The 18,820-nt window shown below is 68.4% G+C and carries 19 protein-coding genes; 13 read left to right on the top strand and 6 right to left on the bottom strand.

Going from position 1 to position 18,820, the window contains the following annotated elements:
- Window positions 1-28 precede the first annotated feature (28 nt).
- Window positions 29-493 carry an RDD family protein gene (locus G3I17_RS18115; RefSeq protein WP_164597689.1) on the top strand — a complete coding sequence of 155 codons (465 nt, stop codon included), beginning with the start codon at window positions 29-31 and terminating at the stop codon, window positions 491-493.
- Window position 494: 1 nt separating this feature from the next.
- Here the strand turns inward: G3I17_RS18115 and G3I17_RS18120 are convergent, their stop codons facing one another.
- The 3 genes from G3I17_RS18120 to lipA form a co-directional block, all read right to left on the bottom strand.
- Entirely contained in the window at window positions 495-1,778 is a 1,284-nt protein-coding gene (locus tag G3I17_RS18120) for a cyclopropane-fatty-acyl-phospholipid synthase family protein (protein ID WP_164597691.1), read from the bottom strand.
- A gap of 140 nt (window positions 1,779-1,918) precedes the next feature.
- Complete coding sequence (locus G3I17_RS18125; RefSeq protein WP_164597693.1) at window positions 1,919-2,614, bottom strand: DUF4191 domain-containing protein; 696 nt, start codon at window positions 2,612-2,614, stop codon at window positions 1,919-1,921.
- Between the two features lie 33 nt (window positions 2,615-2,647).
- Complete coding sequence (lipA, locus tag G3I17_RS18130; RefSeq protein ID WP_164597695.1) at window positions 2,648-3,595, bottom strand: lipoyl synthase; 948 nt, start codon at window positions 3,593-3,595, stop codon at window positions 2,648-2,650.
- A gap of 61 nt (window positions 3,596-3,656) precedes the next feature.
- Here lipA and G3I17_RS18135 point away from each other — a divergent pair, with 61 nt between their 5' ends.
- The 7 genes from G3I17_RS18135 to G3I17_RS18165 all read left to right on the top strand — a co-directional run bounded on the left by G3I17_RS18135 (window position 3,657) and on the right by G3I17_RS18165 (window position 11,062).
- On the top strand, window positions 3,657-5,045 hold the full coding sequence (locus G3I17_RS18135; protein ID WP_164597697.1) for a sensor histidine kinase: 1,389 nt from the start codon (window positions 3,657-3,659) through the stop codon (window positions 5,043-5,045).
- Window positions 5,042-5,716 carry a response regulator transcription factor gene (locus G3I17_RS18140; RefSeq protein WP_164597700.1) on the top strand — a complete coding sequence of 225 codons (675 nt, stop codon included), beginning with the start codon at window positions 5,042-5,044 and terminating at the stop codon, window positions 5,714-5,716. Before G3I17_RS18135 ends, G3I17_RS18140 begins: the two co-directional genes overlap by 4 nt.
- A gap of 121 nt (window positions 5,717-5,837) precedes the next feature.
- A complete protein-coding gene (locus G3I17_RS18145; protein ID WP_203590384.1) occupies window positions 5,838-6,398 on the top strand; it encodes a hypothetical protein in 561 nt (186 codons plus the stop codon).
- A 5-nt stretch (window positions 6,399-6,403) separates the two neighbouring features.
- A complete protein-coding gene (locus G3I17_RS18150; protein ID WP_164597702.1) occupies window positions 6,404-6,958 on the top strand; it encodes a copper resistance CopC family protein in 555 nt (184 codons plus the stop codon).
- A gap of 23 nt (window positions 6,959-6,981) precedes the next feature.
- On the top strand, window positions 6,982-7,965 hold the full coding sequence (locus G3I17_RS18155) for a DUF1702 family protein (RefSeq protein ID WP_164597703.1): 984 nt from the start codon (window positions 6,982-6,984) through the stop codon (window positions 7,963-7,965).
- Between the two features lie 131 nt (window positions 7,966-8,096).
- Entirely contained in the window at window positions 8,097-10,037 is a 1,941-nt protein-coding gene (locus tag G3I17_RS18160; RefSeq protein ID WP_203590385.1) for a CRTAC1 family protein, read from the top strand.
- Window positions 10,034-11,062 (top strand): enediyne biosynthesis protein, encoded by a 1,029-nt coding sequence (locus G3I17_RS18165; RefSeq protein WP_203590386.1) that lies wholly within the window; start codon window positions 10,034-10,036, stop codon window positions 11,060-11,062. Before G3I17_RS18160 ends, G3I17_RS18165 begins: the two co-directional genes overlap by 4 nt.
- Before the next feature lie 257 nt (window positions 11,063-11,319).
- Here the strand turns inward: G3I17_RS18165 and G3I17_RS18170 are convergent, their stop codons facing one another.
- Complete coding sequence (locus G3I17_RS18170; protein ID WP_164597707.1) at window positions 11,320-12,534, bottom strand: ATP-grasp domain-containing protein; 1,215 nt, start codon at window positions 12,532-12,534, stop codon at window positions 11,320-11,322.
- Between the two features lie 350 nt (window positions 12,535-12,884).
- Here G3I17_RS18170 and G3I17_RS18175 point away from each other — a divergent pair, with 350 nt between their 5' ends.
- From G3I17_RS18175 to G3I17_RS18195, 5 genes are read left to right on the top strand one after another with little or no spacing between them, the layout of a single operon-like run.
- Window positions 12,885-13,451 (top strand): peroxidase-related enzyme, encoded by a 567-nt coding sequence (locus tag G3I17_RS18175; RefSeq protein ID WP_164597709.1) that lies wholly within the window; start codon window positions 12,885-12,887, stop codon window positions 13,449-13,451.
- Window positions 13,452-13,466: 15 nt separating this feature from the next.
- Window positions 13,467-13,913: an SCP2 sterol-binding domain-containing protein gene (locus G3I17_RS18180; RefSeq protein WP_164597711.1), complete on the top strand. Its 447-nt coding sequence runs from the start codon at window positions 13,467-13,469 to the stop codon at window positions 13,911-13,913.
- A 46-nt stretch (window positions 13,914-13,959) separates the two neighbouring features.
- Window positions 13,960-14,490 (top strand): DUF5987 family protein, encoded by a 531-nt coding sequence (locus G3I17_RS18185; RefSeq protein WP_164597943.1) that lies wholly within the window; start codon window positions 13,960-13,962, stop codon window positions 14,488-14,490.
- Complete coding sequence (locus G3I17_RS18190; RefSeq protein ID WP_164597713.1) at window positions 14,487-16,115, top strand: GMC family oxidoreductase N-terminal domain-containing protein; 1,629 nt, start codon at window positions 14,487-14,489, stop codon at window positions 16,113-16,115. Before G3I17_RS18185 ends, G3I17_RS18190 begins: the two co-directional genes overlap by 4 nt.
- A 20-nt stretch (window positions 16,116-16,135) precedes the next feature.
- Window positions 16,136-16,933: a TIGR03084 family metal-binding protein gene (locus G3I17_RS18195; RefSeq protein WP_164597715.1), complete on the top strand. Its 798-nt coding sequence runs from the start codon at window positions 16,136-16,138 to the stop codon at window positions 16,931-16,933.
- A gap of 73 nt (window positions 16,934-17,006) precedes the next feature.
- Here G3I17_RS18195 and G3I17_RS18200 read toward each other — a convergent pair whose 3' ends face one another.
- Together G3I17_RS18200 and G3I17_RS18205 are read right to left on the bottom strand one after the other, a co-directional pair.
- A complete protein-coding gene (locus tag G3I17_RS18200) occupies window positions 17,007-17,822 on the bottom strand; it encodes a helix-turn-helix transcriptional regulator (RefSeq protein ID WP_164597718.1) in 816 nt (271 codons plus the stop codon).
- Window positions 17,823-17,971: 149 nt separating this feature from the next.
- Window positions 17,972-18,763 carry an alpha/beta fold hydrolase gene (locus G3I17_RS18205; RefSeq protein ID WP_164597720.1) on the bottom strand — a complete coding sequence of 264 codons (792 nt, stop codon included), beginning with the start codon at window positions 18,761-18,763 and terminating at the stop codon, window positions 17,972-17,974.
- Window positions 18,764-18,820 lie beyond the last annotated feature (57 nt).

Consider the following 18,820-nt stretch of genomic DNA (forward strand, 5'->3'; position numbering starts at 1 on the left):
CCTCAACCGCATCGCTAGCCTGGTCATCATGGCATCATCTGCGCAATCCGGGGCAGGACCCACCGAGGAGTTCCGATATCCGGGCAATCGGCTCGGGCTGCCCGAGGAGGGCCCGGGCTCGGTCGCGGGGTGGGGCCGCCGCTTCGCCGCGCTGTTCGCCGACTGGCTGGTCGCCGGCCTGATCGCCTCCGCGGTGGTCGGCAAACCGATCTGGGCCGGGGGCAACGACTTCAACACCGCCCAGCTGGTCATCTTCTTCGCCATGTCAGCGATCCTGACCGGGCTGGCCGGTGCGACCATCGGCCACCGGCTGCTGGGGCTGCGCCTGCTCAAGACGAAGGCCGGCGGCCAGGGGTATGCCGCGCAGGTCGGGCTGCTGGGCGGCGCGATCCGTAGCCTCCTGCTCTGCCTGGTCCTCCCGGCCGTCATCTTCGACAAGGAGCACCGCGGCCTGCACGACCTCGCCGCGGGCACGATCGTCGTACGACGCTAGGTCAGCCGAATCGCTTGGTGAGCAGGATTTGCACGTCGTCCAGGTAGCCGGCCCGGAAGCCCGCTTCGGAGTACGCGAGGTAGAACTCCCACATCCGCCGGAAGGTCGGGTCGAAGCCGAGGTCGGCGATGGCCGGCCAGCGTTCGATGAAGCGGTTGCGCCAGACCCGCAGGGTGCGGGCGTAGTCGAGACCCATGTGCCGGAGCACCTCGACCTGCAGGCCGGTGTGCTGCGCGGTGACCTGCTCGATCACGTCGACCGACGGGATCAGGCCGCCCGGGAAGATGTACTTCTGCACCCAGGTGAAGGTGTTGCGGGTGGCGAGCATCCGGTCGTGCGGCATCACGATCGCCTGGATGACGGCCTTGCCGCCCGGCGCGAGCCGGCGCTCGATCGCGTTGAAGTACACCGGCCAGTACTTCTCGCCGACCGCCTCGATCATCTCCACGCTGAGGACCGCGTCGAAGACGCCGATCTGGTCGCGGTAGTCACGCAGCGCGACCTGAACGCGGTCGCTCACACCGGCGTCGGCGATTCGCCGCTGGGCGAGGAGCGCCTGCTGCGACGCGATTGTGATCGCCGTCACCCACGCGCCCCGCTGGGCGGCACGGATCGCCAGGCTGGCCCACCCGCAGCCGATGTCGAGCACCCGCGAGCCCGACGTCACACCGGCCGCGTCCAGGATCGCGTCGAGCTTGCGGAGCTGGGCTGCGGAGAGCTCGTCGTACGACGCCGTGGCGAGGTCCGACTCGGGTTGCTGGTCGAACAGCGCCGCCGAGTAGGTCAGCGACGGGTCGAGGAACTCCGAGAACATCGCGTTGCTCAGGTCGTAGTGGCGGCTGACGTTCTCCCGGGCGCCGGCCCGGTCGTTCTCCTGGTCGCCAGGCTGCGTCCGCGTCACCAGCCAGCGCAGGGACTGCGCCCACTTCGGCAGCAGGTGCCGATCCTGCTCGGAGTTGAACCGCTCAGCGAACGGCAGCAGCAGGTCGGCCAGGTCTGTCCCCGGCTCCGTGTCCCAGTCGCCGGCCAGGTAGGCCTCGCCGAAGCCGGAGCCGGCGTCGTGGCCGAGCCGGTCGAGGAAAGGGCCGGTGCGGTGCACCAGCATCGCCGGGCCGCCCAGGCCGTAGCTGCGGTTGTCCAAGGTGATCGTGGCCGGCAGATCGCGCGCGATGAAGCGCAACGCGGCGTTCGCGCCGGCCCGGCGTACCGGGTTGGAGCGTGGCGGCGCGAGCGAAGGCCACGTCTCCACCGCAGGCTCGTGCACAGCGGTGTAAAGATCCGTCATCTGGCTACCCCTGGTTCTGATCCCGTCCCTGGTCGCACCCTAAGGCCGGTAGCCGACCTGCGGGCGCGACACGAGGCACAGAAAGTCCTCACGCCAGGGAAACGCAGCAAGAGCCTGTCGCGTTACGGCAACGGTGTCGTTCAGCGGCCCTTCATGGCCTGCCGGGCGCCCTTCATGCTGGTCGGCACCGGGCCTTTCGGCATCGGAACCTGCGGACGGACGGCGTCGAGCGCCTTCAGCCGCTGGAGCAGATCGGTGATCTCGGACGGTTGCAGCGCCTGCGGAAGCTTCATCACGTGCTTGGTCAGCTTGCGGATGTCGATCTCACCCTCGCCCTGACCGGCCATGATCTGGATCACCGGCGCACCGCCCGCGACCCGGTTGTGCTTCTTGCCCTCGGCGGCGAGCAGGTTCTTCACCCGGCTCGCCTGGCCCTCACCGACGAGCACGATGCCCGGCCGGCCGACGACGCGGTGCACGATGTCGGCGTTCTTGGTGACTGCGATGGCCGGCGTCACGTTCCAGCCGCGGCGCAGCGTCTGCAGCGCCGAGGCGGCCGCACCGGCCTGGCCCTCGATCTGGCTGTACGCCGCCTTCTCGACCCGGCGGCCGAAGATGATCGTGGTGGCCAGGAAGCCGAGCGCGACGCCCAGCGGGATCCAGATCATCAGCGGACCGATGAACAGGCCGCCGGCCACGAAGATGACGAGCACGCCGAGGAAGATCCCGGCGAGGATCAGTCCGATCCGCGGGTCGGACTTCTTGGTCAGCTGGTACGCCGACCGGATCTGCTTGAGCCGGCTGGTCTTCTCGGCGGGCGCGTCGTTCTTGGCCATCTCTACCTTTGTCTGTGATGTCTGCGGTCGGTCCTAAGCATCCTGACGGGTCGCGGAGGTCATCCGCGACTCCACAGCCTGACGGTACAGCCGACCGGCCCGGTACGACGAACGCACGAGCGGACCCGACATGACTCCGGCGAAGCCGATCTCCTCGGCCTCCTCCTTCATCTCGTCGAACTCCTCCGGCCGCACCCAGCGCTCGACCGGGTGGTGCCGCAGGGACGGGCGCAGGTACTGGGTGATGGTGATGATCTCGCAGCCGGCCTCGTGCAGGTCGGTCAGCGCCTGGCTGACCTCCTCGCGCGTCTCGCCCATGCCGAGGATCAGGTTGGACTTGGTCACCAGGCCGTAGTCGCGGGCCTGGGTGATCACGTCGAGCGAGCGCTCGTAGCGGAAGCCCGGCCGGATCCGGCGGAAGATCCGCGGCACCGTCTCGATGTTGTGCGCGAACACCTCGGGGCGGGACGAGAACACCTCGGCCAGCTGCTCCGGTACGGCGTTGAAGTCCGGCGCGAGCATCTCCACGCCGGTACCGGGGTTCAGCGCGTGGATCTGCCGGATCGTCTCGGCGTACAGCCAGGCGCCGCCGTCCTCGAGGTCGTCACGGGCAACACCCGTCACGGTCGCGTAGCGCAGGCCCATCTTGACGACGGACTCGGCGACCCGGCGCGGCTCGTCGCGGTCCAGGTCCTCCGGCTTGCCGGTGTCGATCTGGCAGAAGTCACAGCGCCGGGTGCACTGGTCGCCGCCGATCAGGAAGGTCGCTTCACGGTCTTCCCAGCATTCGAAGATGTTGGGACAGCCGGCTTCCTGACACACCGTGTGCAGGTCCTCGGATTTCACCAGTTTCTGCAGCTTCTGGTACTCCGGGCCCATCTTGGCGCGCGTCTTGATCCACTCGGGTTTGCGCTCGATCGGGGTCTCCGCGTTGCGCACTTCGAGTCTGAGCAGCTTCCGTCCTTCTGGGGCGATCGTCACGCCGACCAGAGTACGCGGCGCTCCCGGAGACCCAGCGGGCCCACCCGTAGGCTGGGCAACCATGTCCACCCCGTCACCCCCACCTGTACTGCGCTCCGCCCCGGCGGAGGCGTCGCAGCCTGTGACGAACGCCACCGACTGGCGCCGCCCCGGGCCGACCCGTCGGCAGATCCGCCAGGACGTGGTGCTCGGCCTCGGAATGGCCGTGGCGGGGTTGGTCGGGACCGACCTGGCCCGCAGCACCTCGGGCTTCCCGGTCGATCTGGGGTTCGGCGGGGTCGGGGCCTACGTGCTGAGTGCGGCCGCGGCGCTGCCCCTGTGTTTGCGGCGGCGTTACCCACTGACCGTGCTCTTCGCCGTCTCGGTGCTGTTCTTCGTCAACGGCGAGTGGAACACCTTCGCCTTCGCGGGCAACCTGGTCACCCAGGCCACGCAGTTCATGGCCATCTACGCGGCCACCGCGTGGGCGCGGGACCGGCGCCGGATGAAGCTCGCGATGGTCGTCGTATTCGTGGGCATGTTCGCCTGGCTGGCGTACGGCTTCGTCAAGGCGCTGGCCGACGACACGATCAAGGGGCCGGGCGGGGGCATGTTCTCGCCGTACGTGTCCTTCGTCCTGCTGAACTTCGCGCTCAACGTCCTCTACTTCTTCGGCGCCTACTTCTGGGGCCGGACCGCGTGGGGCGTCGCCCGGCAGCGCGATGTGCTCGAGCAACAGGCCGTCGAGCTGGCCACCCAGCAGCAGGCGAACGCGCGCCGGGCCGTGATCGACGAGCGGCTGCGGATCTCCCGCGAGCTGCACGATGTGGTCGCGCACCACATCAGCAGCATCGGCATCCAGGCCGGGGGCGCCCGCCGGGTGATGGACTCCGATCCGGAGGCGGCCAAGAACGCGCTCAGCGTGATCGAGAACTCCAGCCGGACCGCGGTCAACGAGATGCGGCAGCTGCTCGGCATGCTGCGCGCCGCCGATCCGGACCTGGACGACGACCTCGGCGTACCGGCCGGGAAGGCTCCGCAGGCGGGTGCGGACCGGTTGCCGGCGCTGGTCTCGACGGCGAACGTCGAGGGGCTGTCGGTCGGGTTCCACCAGATCGGCCAGCCGGTGAAGTTGCCGGAGACGATCTCGGTCTCGGTCTACCGGATCGCGCAGGAGGCGCTGACGAACGTGCGCAAGCACTCGACCGCCCGGAATGCGCACGTCACCCTGCGCTATCTGGCTGACACCGCGGTCGAGCTCGAGGTGATCGACGACGGACGCCCCAAACACGCGATGGTCGGCAGCCGGCTGGGCCATGTCGGCATCCGTGAGAGGGTCGGCCTGCTCGGTGGCGAGAGCGAGATCGGTCCCCGCCCGGTGGGTGGCTTCCGGGTCCGGGTCCGGATCCCGTTGCAGCCCGCGCCCGCCCCCTCAAAGCCAGCACTGCCCGAAGGAGAACCGCAAGCATGACTGAGGCCAGTACGCCGATGCGCGTCCTGCTCGTCGACGACCAGGACCTGGTCCGGGCGGGATTCCGGATGATCCTGTCGGTCGAGCCGGACATCCAGGTGGTCGGCGAGGCGTCCGACGGCGAGCAGGCGGTCGAGCTCGCGCTCGAGCTGCGGCCGGACGTCGTCTTGATGGACGTCCAGATGCCCGGCCTCGACGGCATCGCGGCGACCCAGCGGATCGTCTCGGCCGACGCGGGCAAGGTGATCATCCTGACCACGTTCGACCGCGACGACTACCTGTTCGAGTCGCTCGGCGCGGGCGCCAGCGGGTTCCTGCTGAAGAACACGGCTCCGGAGGACCTGGTCGAGGCCATCCAGGTCGTCCACTCCGGCCACGCGCTGCTGGCCCCGGAGGTCACCCGCCGCGTCATCAAGCGATTCGCCGGCGGCGGCGACCGCATCTACCGCCCCGACCTGGTCGCCGCCCTGACCGAACGCGAACGCGAAGTACTGGGCCTGATCGCCCGTGGCCTGACGAACACCGAGATCGCCACGTCGTTGTTCGTCGGCGAGGCGACGGTCAAGACCCACGTCTCCCGCGTCCTCCTCAAGCTGGGCCTCCGCGACCGCGTCCAGGCCGTCGTCTTCGCCTACGAGTGCGGCCTCGTAGTACCAGGCGACGAGCACTGACCTCGGCGTCCATCCGGGCTCGTCCTGAGGTAGGGCACTTTGCGAGGTGAGCTGGAGCCGGTCACGTCCCATCGTGGAACGACGCCGTCAGGCGTATTCCACGATGGTTACGGAGGGGCTTGTGGCCACGATCGCGTTAAACGACCGACGAGCGGTCAGCTGGGTCAACGGGGCCGGGCATCGCCTTGCCCTTGGGGTGTTCATGTTCATCGTGCTGGCCCACTGGGCCGAGCACCTGGTGCAGGCCGCGCAGATCTGGATTCTCGATCGGCCGCGGCCGCAGGCGCGCGGAGTTCTCGGCCAGTACTTCCCGTGGCTGGTCTCGTCAGAGGCTCTGCACTACGGCTACGCGATCGTGATGCTGATCGGCCTGTTCCTGCTGCGCAACGGGTTCGCCGGGCGTGCCAAGACGTGGTGGACGGTGGCTCTGGTGATCCAGTTCTGGCACCACATCGAGCACCTGCTGCTGCTGATCCAGGCGCAGACGCACCACTTCCTGTTCGGCGGCGCGGTGCCGACCAGCATCCTGCAGCAGTTCTACCCGCGGGTGGAGCTGCACCTGTTCTACAACACCATCGTCTTCGTTCCGATGGTCTTCGCCATGTACTACCACCTGCGGCCCAAGGAAGCTGAGCGGGACTTGACCGCGTGCACGTGTGCGCGCGAGCGAGTCACGGTCTGACGGCCATGACCCGATCCACCTGGTGGGCACGATTCCTGGTGGTCGCCGGGGCGATCGTCGTCGTCGCGATCGGCGCGCTGATGTTCGCCGGGCGCTCGAACGGCGGCGCCCGCCTGGGGTCGGTCTACCCGGCCGACGGCGCCGCCCTGCGCGAGCCGCCCCGCCAGGTGTCGCTCAGCTTCGATGCGGCGGTGCGCCCCGAGCAGATCCACATCGAGGTCTCCGACGGTCGCGGCCGGCCGGTGAGTTCGGGTGCGCCGGTAACGACCGGTGCGGCCATCACCGAGCCCGTGACCATCGGAGCGGACGGCGACTACGTGCTGGACTATCACGTGGTTCTGGCCGACGGCCGCAGCTTCTTCGGTACCAACCGCTTCCAGGTTTCCTCGTCGTTCGCGGCCACGGCGCCGGTCCCCGCCAAGCCGGTACCGCCGGCCGCGGCCGGCCACGACCACTTCGGCGACGATCCGCTCAGCATCGGGCTCACTGTCGTCGCCGCAGCGTTCGTCATCGCCTTGCTGGTCATGCTCATCCACCGTCCCCAACCCCGTCGGGCCTAGTGGCCAAGAGGAGTAGCGAACCCATGAACGCTCTTCGAGCGCTTCGGCGCAAGATCATGACCCCCAACCGATCCGCCACGAGCCTCGAGGTCCGCGGATTCCACGTCAAGAACCCCGAGGCGCGCAAGCTGCTGGAGAGCGTCGGCGGTACGTTCCTCGACGGGTTCGGATTCGCTGCCGAGGCCCGGGTACCAGCCGCGGCCGAGCCGTCGCTGGCGGCCGTGCCCACCCGGTTCCGCGGCTTCGCCCATGAGGGTGCCGCGATGGCCTTCGCGATCCGCGACGGCCTGCGCCCCGGTGGTGGACGCAACGTCGAACGATTCCTGGCCGGCGCCGGTGCCAACCACGTCTACATGGCCTACGTCGGCGTCGGCTGGGCGATGGCGCGGCTGCCCCGGATCCGGTGGTCGACCTTGCATGCGCCCGATCCGTTGCTGCGCTGGCTGGTGCTCGACGGCTACGGGTTCCACCAGGCCTACTTCCGCACCGAGCGCTATGTCTACGACCTGTACGAGGACGCATCGGTGCCGTGGCGTGGCGCGACCGCGCGGGACTACGGGTCACGCGCCACCGACCAGGGCATCGGCCGGGCTCTGTGGTTCATCGGTGGTACCGATGTCGAGGTCGTGACCAGCCTGGTCGAGCGCTATCCGAGCGGCCGGCGGGCCGACCTGTACGGCGGGATCGGGCTCGCCGCCACCTACGCCGGGGGCGCCACCGAGGCCGAGCTGACGGCACTGTGGGATCACGCCGAGGAGTATCGGCCGGAATTGGCCCAGGGCGCCGCCTTTGCGGCCGCCGCTCGGGCCAAGGCCGACCTGGTCTGCCCACACAACGAGCTGGCCACCCAGATCTTCTGCGGCCAGCCGGTGGCGCTGGCGGAGAAGATCACCGACGAGACGATGGCCGACCTTCCCGCCGACGGTGTGCTCCCGGCGTACGAGGTCTGGCGGCAACGGATCTCGGCGGCCTTCGTCCAGTCCGGCCACGTCGCAGCGACCAGCTGAGCATCGCGCGAGAAGACCAGCCCTGGCGAGCCATCCATGATTTCTGCGCAGGACAGGCCGCCCCCCTTTCGGCGTCGAGCGGCGCCACCCCGTCGAGATTCGAGGATCCGATGCGTTCTAGCCCAACAGCCGTGGTGCGCCGACTCGCGCCAGCCCTATTCGTCATCGTCCTGACCGGCACGCTGTTCGTGGTGGCTCAGCGACCGACGGTCTCCGAGGCCAGCCAGACCGCGCTGGCCTCGCAGTTCCGGTTCACCGAAATGCCGATCGCGTTGCCGGACAACCTTCCGGACAAGTCGGTTCGGGTGGTCAACCCGCGGTACGAGCACATCAGGTCGTGGATCTCGTCGGTCGGCGCCGCCATCTCCGTCAACGACCTGGACGGTCACGGTGTCGCCAACGACCTGTGCCTGGTCGACACGCGGTCCGACGCGGCGATCGTCACGCCGGCCCCGTCAGGTGGCGAGAACTACAAGCCGTTCGTGCTGAACCCGGCCCCGCTGCCGATGTCGGACATCATCGCGCCGATGGGCTGTGTCCCAGGTGACTACAACGGCGACGGCTGGACCGACCTGCTGGTCTACTACTGGGGTCGTACCCCCGTGGTGTTCCTGCACCGCGGCCAGCCGGGCCTGCTGAGCCTGGCCAGCTACCAGCCCACCGAGCTGATCGCACCGCCCACCCTGCCCGGCGGCACGTACCAGGGCAGGCAGTGGAACACCAACGCCGTGGCGGTCGCAGACTTCGACGGTGATGGTCACCCCGATATCGGGGTGTTCAACTACTTCCCGGAAAGCGGCGTGCTGGATCCCAACGGGCAGCCCAACGTCCAGATGAACCACTCGATGTCCCGGGCCACCAATGCCGGCGGGGCGCACGTTCTGCGCTGGACGGGGGCGACCGCGTCCTCGGTCTCCTACCAGGAACAGCCGGCCATCGATCCCCGCTACGCCACCGGCTGGACGCTGGGTTCCAGTTCGGCCGACCTCGACGGCGACCTGTTGCCGGAGCTCTACCTGGCCAACGACTTCGGGCAGGACCGGATGTTCCACAACCGGTCGACCCCGGGCCGCATCAAGTTCGCGCTGGTGGAGGGGGAGCGGAACGCGCTCACGCCCAAGTCCCTGGTCGTCGGGCACGACTCGTTCAAGGGGATGGGCGTCGAGTTCGGCGACCTGAACGGCAACGGGCAGTTCGATGCGTTCGTCAGCGACATCACCACCTCCTGGGGTCTGGAGGAGAGCAACCTGGTGTGGATGAACACCCAGACCAGCACGGCCGGGGCCAAGGCCGAGCTCGAGAAGGGCATCGCACCGTTCCGCAACGAGGCCGGCAAGCTCGACATGGCCTGGACCGGCTGGGGCTGGGACGCCAAGATGGCCGACTTCGACAACAGCGGCCAGCTGGCCGTCGTCCAGGCCTGCGGGTTCGTCCAGGGCACCACCAACCGGTTCAACTGGCTGCAAGAGCTTGCTATGGGCAACGACCTGCTGCTGGAGAACCCGGACATGTGGCCCAAGGCCGAGCCGGGTGACGACCTGTCCGGGCACGAGCCGATGGCGTTCTGGGTCCGCGACGGCAACGGCCGGTACGTGAACCTCAGCGCCAAGCTCGGCCTCGACAACCAGACTCCGACCCGGGGTGTCGCGGTCGCCGACACCGATGGCGACGGCGGGCAGGAGTTCGCCATCGCCCGCCAGTGGGGCCCACCGGCCTACTACCGCAACACCAGTACCGATCGCGGCGACTTCCTGGGCCTGCGTCTGTACCGGCCGGCCACGGACGGCGCGGCGGGCGGACCGGTCGGTACGCCGGCCTACGGCGCCAAAGTCGTAGTGACCAGCGCCGACGGTCAACGGCAGATCGCCCAGCTCGACGGCGGCGGCGGCCACTCCGGCAAGCGGAGCTTCGATGTGTTCTTCGGTCTGGGGGACTCGGGCTCACAACCGGTCTCGGCCGAGATCAGCTGGCGAGACGTCCGCGGGACCACCCACGTGCAGACGGTCGACCTGAGCGCCGGCTGGCACAACCTGATGCTGACCGACCAGGTCAAGGAGGTAGCAGCGAAATGACGACGACGGACAGCGTCTCGACCAGCGAGGGGCGCGACCTCCTCTCCACCACCACGGTCCTCCCGCCACCTGCCAAGAAGGTGCCGGTACCACCGGCGCTGCAGGTTGCCGCGGCCAAGCGAGCCAGCCTTCCGCCGAGAGTCGACGGGCGTGACCCGCGCTACCTGGCGCTGCGCAACTTCGCCATCTCGATGAGCGTCTTCAACATCCTGGGCTACACCGTCCTCGGTTTCGAGCAGCCGTGGGCCTGGCCGCTGTTCGCCCTGGCCATCGGTCTGGGCCTGGAGATGGTGGTCGCGGTGATCGCGGGCTGGGCCAGCCGGACCAGGCCGGCCTTCGCCGGCTACGGCGCCTGGGGAGTGTTCACCTTCCTGCTACCGGCTTACATCACCACCCTCGCGGTCAACATGCTGTTGTACGCGAACGACCGGTTCTGGCCGATCGCCTTCGCGGTGGTGATCGCGGTCGGTCAGAAGGCCGTCCTGGTCGCGCCGATCAAGGGGCGCTGGCGGCACTTCATGAATCCGTCCAACTTCGGCATCACGATGACGCTGATTCTGTTCTCCTGGGTCAACATCTCCCCGCCGTACCACTTCACCGAACACGTCCCCGACGTGTTCCGGCTGATGATCCCGATCATCTTGCTGACCGCCGGTACGGTGCTGAACTCCGTCCTGACCAAGAAGGTGCCGCTGATCCTGGGCTGGCTGGGTTCGTTCGTCATCCAGGCCCTGCTGCGGCACTGGATCTGGGACGTCGCCCTCTGGGCCGCACTGCTGCCGATGACCGGGGTGGCGTTCCTCCTCTTCACCAACTACATGGTGACCGACCCCGGTACCACCCCGACCAAACCGCGGGACCAGTTCATGTTCGGTATGAGCGTGGGCGTCGTGTACGGCGTACTGATGGTCTTCGACGTCGTCTACACGCTGTTCTTCGCGACAACCCTCGTCTGCCTCGGCCGAGGCCTGATGTGGTGGCTGAAGTGGATGCGCGAACGCCGCCAGGAGGTCCCCGCCAGCTGACTGACAAGACATCCGAAGCGCCGGCGACCCGATGATCGCCGGCGCTTCCGCGTCGGTGCGGTGGGCTAGGAGGCCGCGATCACCAGCTCGCCCGTCCAGTCACCGCACGCCATCGGCGCGCCGATGGCGTGCCACCCCTCGCATGCGGCCGCCAGGGTATCGACGACGTGTGCCAGTTGCGAGCCGAGCCCGCCGCGCGGCTATGATGACCATCTTCTCGTGCAGCGCGACGCGGCTGATGACGAGAAGCGGTTGCCTTATATCGACTCACCGGCCGGCCGGGTGACGATGCGGATGCCCTCGGCCAGCGCTCGCGCGGCGGCGAGGACGCACGAGGCATCAGCCCCGGAAGCACTCCCACTGCCGACTCGCGCCGATGAGCTGGTCAAGGCGGCGACGCTGTCTCCCGGCTTGACGAACGACCTCACCTCCTCTGCCGTCGCGTCCGGAAATGTCAGGCTCGGCAGGACAACCGACTCCACTACACCCTCCGGCGCGGTGGCAAACGCGATTGCGGCGGCACCTGCGGCGGGGGAAGCCCCGGGAGCAGGCGCGCCCAGACCAAGTGGCCAGCCCAGACTCCAGCGCAGTAGGTCTGTCCCGGTGACAAGGTGGACCAGGTGGGGAATCCCGTCACCGCCGACCCGACTGTGCGACTCGATGATCTTGAGACCGTCACCGGTCAGTTTGAACTCGGTATGAGCCGGCCCGTCGACGAGACCCACGACGTCGAGGAACTCGACCAGCTGACCCTGTACGGCCGGTGCCGACGCGATGTCCAGCGAGGGCGCCGGTACCACATGAGCCAACTCGACGAACGAGGGACCGATGTGCTTCTCGACGATCGCGAAGATCCGGTGGACGCCGCCGACGCTGAAGCTCTCGGCGCTGTATTCCTGGCCCGGGAGATACTCCTCGAGCAACCGGCCGGACGGATCGCCTTGCGCCCGCAGATCGTCGACGCTCTCGATCAGCACAACGCCTTGGCTACCGGCACCCGAACGGGGCTTGAGAATGGCTGGTCCGCCACCCCAGCCGAGAAAGATGGCGACAGCCTCTGCGGTGCTCGCGGGGACCGACGCCCGCAGCGTCAGGTGCGGCGCCTTGAGTTCGAGCAACGCTCGCATGCTCGCCTTGTCCCGTAGGGTCTCCACCACTTCGAGTGGAGTACCGACGAGTCCCAGGTGTTCGTTGGCGAGGGCCGCGGGGATGAGGCCGTCCTCCCGAATGCTGACAACGGCATCGGGCTGCAACGGCCGAAGTACCTGCTCCACGAAACCCAGCAGTGCGGCCGCGGTGTAGTCGACCGTGTAGAGGGTCGACCGCACCGGGTTCGGCTCGATGAATGCCGCTAGGCGGCTTCCCGGCTTCTGGACGTGAATGAGGCGGCAACCGAGTTGCCGCGCGACAGCTGCGAGCTGCTTACTCGCTCCGAGTACGACGAGTTGCAGATCCTCGGGAGGCTTGGACATCAGCGGGTTCCAATCGCGCGTAAACGTGAGTCGACAGCGGATTCAGGTGGGATATCAGGGGAGCAGAAGCCCCGACTCCACGAAGCCGTCCCGTGCTCGCGCACACCAGACGAGAATGGCATCCGGGAGGTGTCCACGACAGATCCCTGCGTGCTGTAGATCGCGGCGACCGCTAGGACGTCTGGTACTTCCACCAACACGTGTTTCCCAGGTGCTCGAGGAACCACCTGCAGGCTCCGGCGATGAGGCCTAGGCGGACGGCATGCTGGAAGAGGCCCGCCCACCAGCGGCGTGCCACTGTCGTGGGCAACGCGTCGGTCGGCGACGCCCGCTGAAGGATGGTGCAACCCGTGGCGCACATCGATTTGGGAATCGACGAGACCCGACTGCCGGGAATCACCGGACTGCTGGCCTTCCGGCCGGAGACCGCGGGACCGCTGAACGATCTGGCCAATGCGCTGCTGTTCGAGCCGAACTCCTTGTCCCGCGGCGATCGTGAGCTGATCGCGGCGTACGTGTCCGGCCTCAACCAGTGCACCTTCTGTCGCGGCTCGCACTCGGCCTTCGCGGCGGCGCAGTTACCGGGCGGTTCGGACCTGGTGGCCCAGGTTCTCCGCGATCCCGAGTCGGCCCCGATCTCCGAGCAGCTGAAGGCCCTGCTGCGCATCGCCGCCGCCGTACAGCAGGACGGACGGCGGGTGACCGAGGCGTTGGTGAATCAGGCCAAGGAAGCTGGAGCGACCGATGTCGAGATCCACGACACGGTGCTGATCGCTGCGGCGTTCTGCATGTTCAACCGGTACGTCGATGGGCTGGGAACCCTGGCCGGCCGGGACAGCAGCCAGTACGCCGCCGTGGCGCAGATGGTCGTCGCGGCCGGCTACGGCGCGCTCCGGCCGCCAGAACCCGTTAGCTGACAGGAGTTTCGCCCCATGAGCCCAGTCGACATGAGCCCCCTTGACGACCGACTCGCCTTCGCCCGACAGGTCAAGGCTGCCTCCGGTGGTGAGCTGCTGGACCTGATGCAGTCGCCGCGCCGTGCGTCGATCGTGGCCGACATCGTCGAGGACCTGCCGGCGGTCTTCCTGGCAGACCGGGCGGGCGACCTCGAGGCGGTCGTGCACTGGAAGGTGACCGGACGCCCTGACGGCGGTACCGACACGCTGGAGCTGGTCATCACGCAGGGAACGCTGGTCGTGTCGCCGGAGCCGGCCCGCACGCCCCGGCTGACTCTGACCCTTGGCCCGGTCGACTTCTTGCGAATGGTCACCGGCAACGCGAATGCCAAGTTGCTGTTCCTGCGGGGCCGGATGAAGGCCCGCGGCGACCTGGGCCTCACCACGCGATTCCCCACCCTGTTCGACACACCGCGGCCGTAAGGAAAGGTCTGTGGACGATTTCGAAGGGCTCTCGGCCGACCAGGTGATGACACTGGAGGCGTACGCCGACACCGTCATCCCCGGCGAACGGCGCGGTCCGACCGATCGCGCGGTGGCCGGTGCGGTAAACGGCGGCGGCGCGGTCGCCTCCGGAGCCATCGAGTTGATGATCTCACCGGAGGGCGGCCTGGCCGGCGCCCTGGACAGCCTGGCGGAGGGGCTCAACGGGCACGCCTCCGACTACACGGCCCGGATCGGCCTCGACCCCGATCCGGCCGTACCGCCCTTTGTGGCGCTGGAATTCGACGACCGGATCGCCCTGGCTCAGGAGTTGCTGGCGCCGGGGCACCCGGAGCGGGAGCTGTGGGTCGCGCTGGCCATGTTCAGCACGATGGCCTGGGACACCGGCGCCCATCTGAACACAGCCGATGCCATCGCCGCGGGCCATCCGGGCCTGACCACGATGGGGTTCATGCCGCCGGAGCCCGACGGACTGTGGCGCTTTCCCAGGTTTTCCTATGGCCGTGCCCTCGCCGCGCTCCACCCGCGGACCACCCCGACAGGAGATCCGCAGTGACAGCCAACGAACGGACCGATGTGCTGGTCATCGGCAGCGGCTTCGGCGGCGCGATTCCCGCTTATCACCTGGCGGCCGGCGGCGCCTCGGTCGTCGTCCTGGAACGGGGTCCATGGCTGACCGCGGACGAGTTCGAGCACGACTTCAAGTTCGGTTCGTCGTCGACCCGGGTGTTCGAGTTCACCATGGGCGACGGGATGAACGTGCTGGGCGGCAACTGCGTCGGCGGCGGCAGCGTCGTCTACTTCGCGGCGATGCCCCGGGCCCCGGGGTTCGTCTTCGAGCGGCAGGGCAGCGTCGGCCGGCGGATGTGGCCCAAGTCGATCACCCGCGAGGTGCTGGACCCCTGGTACGACCGGGTGGCCGAGGCCATGCCCATCACCCAGGGCGGGTGGGACGACGTCACGTACGCCGGGGGTGTGTTCGCGGCGGCCTGCAATCACGCCGGCCGGACGGCCAATCCGGTCTCGGCCGCGATCGACACCGAGCTGTGCACCAACTGCAACTGGATGATGTCCGGCTGCAAGTTCGACGCGAAGCGGTCGCTGCTGCTCAACTACCTGCCGGCTGCGGTCGACCATGGGGCTCAGGTGCGGCCACTGCACGAAGTACAGCGCATCGAGCGGTCTGATGAGGGCAACTACCGGGTGCACTACACAGTGGTCGACCCGGTCGACTACCGGGTGCAGGTCGATGCCGGGGTGATCGAGGCGAAAGTCGTCGTGGTTGCTGCTGGTGCGGCCGCGACGCCGGTCATCCTGCAGCGGTCCGAGGCGGGCCTCGGGGCGATGCCGCCCGCGGTCGGGCGCTACTTCTCCGGCAACGGCGAACGGCTCAACACGGCCATCCTCAACGAGGACAAGGTCCGCGATGTCCTGGGCCTGGACCGGGGAGACGGCCTGGCCTACGCGGCCAACCAGATCGGCCGGGGACCGTCCGCCGCGAGCTGGGACCGCCTGGACGGTTCGCTGCCCGAGTTCAGCCGCTACTCGCTGGAGCAGCTCTACTTCCCGCCGGGGTTCGGCACGATTCTCGCCCAGGTACCCGACGCCAAGGGCCCGAGCTGGTTCGGGGCCGAGAAGAAGGAGATCCTGCGCCGCTGGCAGTCCTGGCTGACCATCTTCATCATGTCCGAGGACGACAACGAAGGCGTCTTCGGTCCACCACCGCAGACCGGCAACGCCGATCGCATTTCGATGCAGATGCTCAGCCGCGGCAACCTGCGCTATGTCCCGTCGGCCAATACCCGGCATGGATGGGACCTGGCCGACGCGGACGTCCGCGACATCATGGAGCGCGACGGCCTGTCCCGGGTGATGCCGTGGACCAACGAGGTCATCGGCGCGTACACCGTGCATCCGCTGGCCTCGTGCCGGATGGGCGACGACCCGCTGACCTCGGCGCTGGACGACACGAACGAGTTGCGCGGCCACCGGGGAATCTTCGTCACCGACGGTTCGGCCGTGCCCGGGGCGCTGACGGTCAACCCGGCGTTCACCATCGCGGCGATCGCCGAGCGCGCCGTACCGAACATCGTCGAGGCAGCCCGGGCCCGCGGTGTCGACGTGCGCTACCTCGGGTCGCTGCCGCCGGCCGCGCCGGCCGGCCGGTCCCTGTCCGTTTAGGCCAATCATCTGGAGGAACGATGACCAACCCGACGAGCGTGTACGACGATCTGATTGCTGACGGCAACGATATCGAGACGTTGGTGGCCGGCCTGAGCCAGGCCCAGTGGGACACGGCCACCCCGGCGCCTGGCTGGACGGTCAAGCACCAGATCGCCCACCTGGCCTTCGTGGCCAACCTGGCCCTCCTGTCGGCCAGCGATCCGGAGGCCTTCGCCGCTCACACGGCCGACGCCAAGCGTGACTTCCAGGGCGCGATAGAGGCCGCCCTGGCCGCCTACCTGGAGCTGACCACCGGGGTGCTGGTCGACAAGTGGCGAGATGAGCGCAACGCCGCAGCCAAGGCCCTCGCCGCCGTAAAGCCGACTGCCACCGTTCCCTGGCTGGTCAACCCGTTGCCCCCGTCGGTCCTGGCCGCGGCCGGCATGATGGAACTGTTCGGCCATGGTCAGGACATCGCCGACGCGGTCGGGCGCACTCGCGAGCTGACCGACCGGATCGGCCACCTGGCCTGGTTCGGTTTCCGTACTCGCGATTTCGGCTATCACGCGCACGGGTTGACGGCGCCGACCGAGGAGTTCCACGTCGAGTTGACCGGCCCTTCGGGCGTGGTCTGGGAGTTCGGGCCGGCCGACGCGACCCAGCGGGTGACCGGATCGGCCGCCGACTTCGCGTTGCTGGTCAGCCGCCGCCGGCACCGCGACGATCTGGCACTGACCGCGCAGGGCGAGGAAGCTGACGGCTGGCTCGACATCGCTCAGGCTTACCGCGGGCCGGCCGGGCCGGGACGCCGACCCGGCCAGTTCGCCAGGCGATAGACCCGCCGGGTCCGCCTCCGTCGACGCTCGCAAGGCGTCGCGGAGACGGACCCGGCCGGTTGCTCGCCTCGCACTACCTGCGCCAGGGCACCTGTCCTGCAGCGAGGCTTGGCCTGGTCTGGTAGCCCGGCTCGTACTGTGCCGGATCGCGCCGGCCTCGGGGTTCCAGATCGGGCACTGCGTAAAGGACAGGCAGGTCGGTCTCGCGCCTGGGCCGCAAGGCGATGCCGACGATATTGGTGGACTTGTCGATCACAGTGACCGGATCGACGCCGCCCAGTAGGAGAGAGCGCCGGGTCCATGGTTCCGGGTCGGCGCTGTCCGCCGTTGCGACGGCCCTGATGTACCACAGCCCGGGGGTGACATCAGGCAGGCAGTACCGTGTCGTTTCGCCGGCTGCCGCCTCGACAACGGTCCACGACACCGGTCGGCGCTGGATGATCGGCGTCTGGAAGGCACCGACGTAGACCCTGGCCGCCGCGTACTCGGGCGGCAGGGTGACGGTGCCGGTGACGGTGCCGGACTCGGACGGCGCCGGGGTCTCAGCCCGCGGTGTTTCGCGCATACCTTCCAGCCACATGCGCCGGAATCGGCTGGGCGACGCGCCCACGGAGTCGGTGAAGTGATTGGTGAACGAGCCCAGACTGTTGTAGCCGACCGCCAGCGATATATCTGTGACGCTCAGCTTCGTGGTGGCAAGCAGACGCTTGGCTTGGTAGATGCGGACCGCCGAGAGGTACCTTCCCGGCGAGACCCAGGTAGCCTCGCGAAATACCCTGGAGAAATGAAATCGGCTGAGAATCGCGCTTTTCGCGATCTCATTGAGCGACAACGGCTCGCTGTAGTCTTCCCAGATTCGCGCTATGGCACTTTTGATAGCACTGTTCACTGGAGCCTCCCGTAGGCGGACAGATCACGTGGACGGACGCGATCAGCTAAAACTGTGCACTGGTGAACTCGAGAGGTGATGGGGTCAGCTGTAAGCGAGGTCGAGGCCTGCTCGAGCCATCACGCGGGTAGTCCTGCCTGGCCTGCTGCCTAACACCGCGCGATGTGCGCGGCGACGAGCTCAGCCAACTCGGGTGTGACGGTGCCGACTGGTTGTGGCGGTAGCTCCCGCAGCGGAAAGGCACTCTTGCTCAGGCCGGGCACAGTGACTGTCGAGGGGGAGTCGGACAGCACCGTCACGGCCGCCTGCGCGGCGGTCCGCTCTGTCGTCGTGTCGTTCCGGCCGGCCAGCAGGAAAGCCAGCCAGGCGCGGTACCAGACAATCAGGTCCGAGAAGACGCCTGCTGAGCTGCTGAGGCCCTTGCTGGCGGCCAGGGCAGCGATCTCGTCACGGAAGACCTGCTCCATCGCCGAGACGACCAGGCAGGGGTCGGCATCCAGGTCCGGGGCCGGGCGGGTGGCCGGGCCGAACCTGGTAAGGAACTCAAAGAACTTCGCCGTCAGGTGATCGTCGTCGGGCCACGTCGGGTTCACCAGTACAGCGGTCACCGAGCGGGCCGGCGCCAGCAGGTCCGCGACGTGGAGGGCCAGCGGCGCAGCGCTGCAGTGCCCTACGACGAGCACTCGGCCGCGATCCGCGCCGGAGCTCGAGAACTCGCCTGCGCAGGCCCCAGCCAGCTCCGGCAGCGGCGCATACAGATGGTCCGCGGAGAGCGCTCCGATCGGGTCGATCTGAAACACGGCCCTGCCTCGAACGCGCTCGCTGAGCATCTCGCTCAAGCGCGGCGCCATCGACATCGCCTGGAAGTCGGCCACCAGAATCGGATCGGCGTCGCCGGGGCTGAGCCGCCGGAGTATCTGCTCGTCGTCGGAATGCGTCATGCCGCTCCTCAACCGCTCGATCTGCACCTACGACCATCCTTGGTGGCCCACGAGCGA

The organism is Streptomyces sp. SID13031, assembly GCF_010548305.1.
Lineage (GTDB): Bacteria > Actinomycetota > Actinomycetes > Propionibacteriales > Kribbellaceae > Kribbella.

Bases quoted from the DNA above. Each gene is read 5' to 3' on its own strand.
- G3I17_RS18120 (WP_164597691.1), bottom strand. From the start codon at position 1,778: ATGACGGATCTTTACACCGCTGTGCACGAGCCTGCGGTGGAGACGTGG.
- G3I17_RS18180 (WP_164597711.1), top strand. From the start codon at position 13,467: ATGAGCCCAGTCGACATGAGCCCCCTTGACGACCGACTCGCCTTCGCC.
- G3I17_RS18135 (WP_164597697.1), top strand. From the start codon at position 3,657: ATGTCCACCCCGTCACCCCCACCTGTACTGCGCTCCGCCCCGGCGGAG.
- G3I17_RS18185 (WP_164597943.1), top strand. From the start codon at position 13,960: ATGACACTGGAGGCGTACGCCGACACCGTCATCCCCGGCGAACGGCGC.
- G3I17_RS18150 (WP_164597702.1), top strand. From the start codon at position 6,404: ATGACCCGATCCACCTGGTGGGCACGATTCCTGGTGGTCGCCGGGGCG.
- G3I17_RS18170 (WP_164597707.1), bottom strand. From the start codon at position 12,534: ATGTCCAAGCCTCCCGAGGATCTGCAACTCGTCGTACTCGGAGCGAGT.
- G3I17_RS18165 (WP_203590386.1), top strand. From the start codon at position 10,034: ATGACGACGACGGACAGCGTCTCGACCAGCGAGGGGCGCGACCTCCTC.
- G3I17_RS18115 (WP_164597689.1), top strand. From the start codon at position 29: ATGGCATCATCTGCGCAATCCGGGGCAGGACCCACCGAGGAGTTCCGA.
- G3I17_RS18140 (WP_164597700.1), top strand. From the start codon at position 5,042: ATGACTGAGGCCAGTACGCCGATGCGCGTCCTGCTCGTCGACGACCAG.
- G3I17_RS18125 (WP_164597693.1), bottom strand. From the start codon at position 2,614: ATGGCCAAGAACGACGCGCCCGCCGAGAAGACCAGCCGGCTCAAGCAG.
- G3I17_RS18205 (WP_164597720.1), bottom strand. From the start codon at position 18,763: ATGACGCATTCCGACGACGAGCAGATACTCCGGCGGCTCAGCCCCGGC.
- G3I17_RS18195 (WP_164597715.1), top strand. From the start codon at position 16,136: ATGACCAACCCGACGAGCGTGTACGACGATCTGATTGCTGACGGCAAC.
- G3I17_RS18155 (WP_164597703.1), top strand. From the start codon at position 6,982: ATGAACGCTCTTCGAGCGCTTCGGCGCAAGATCATGACCCCCAACCGA.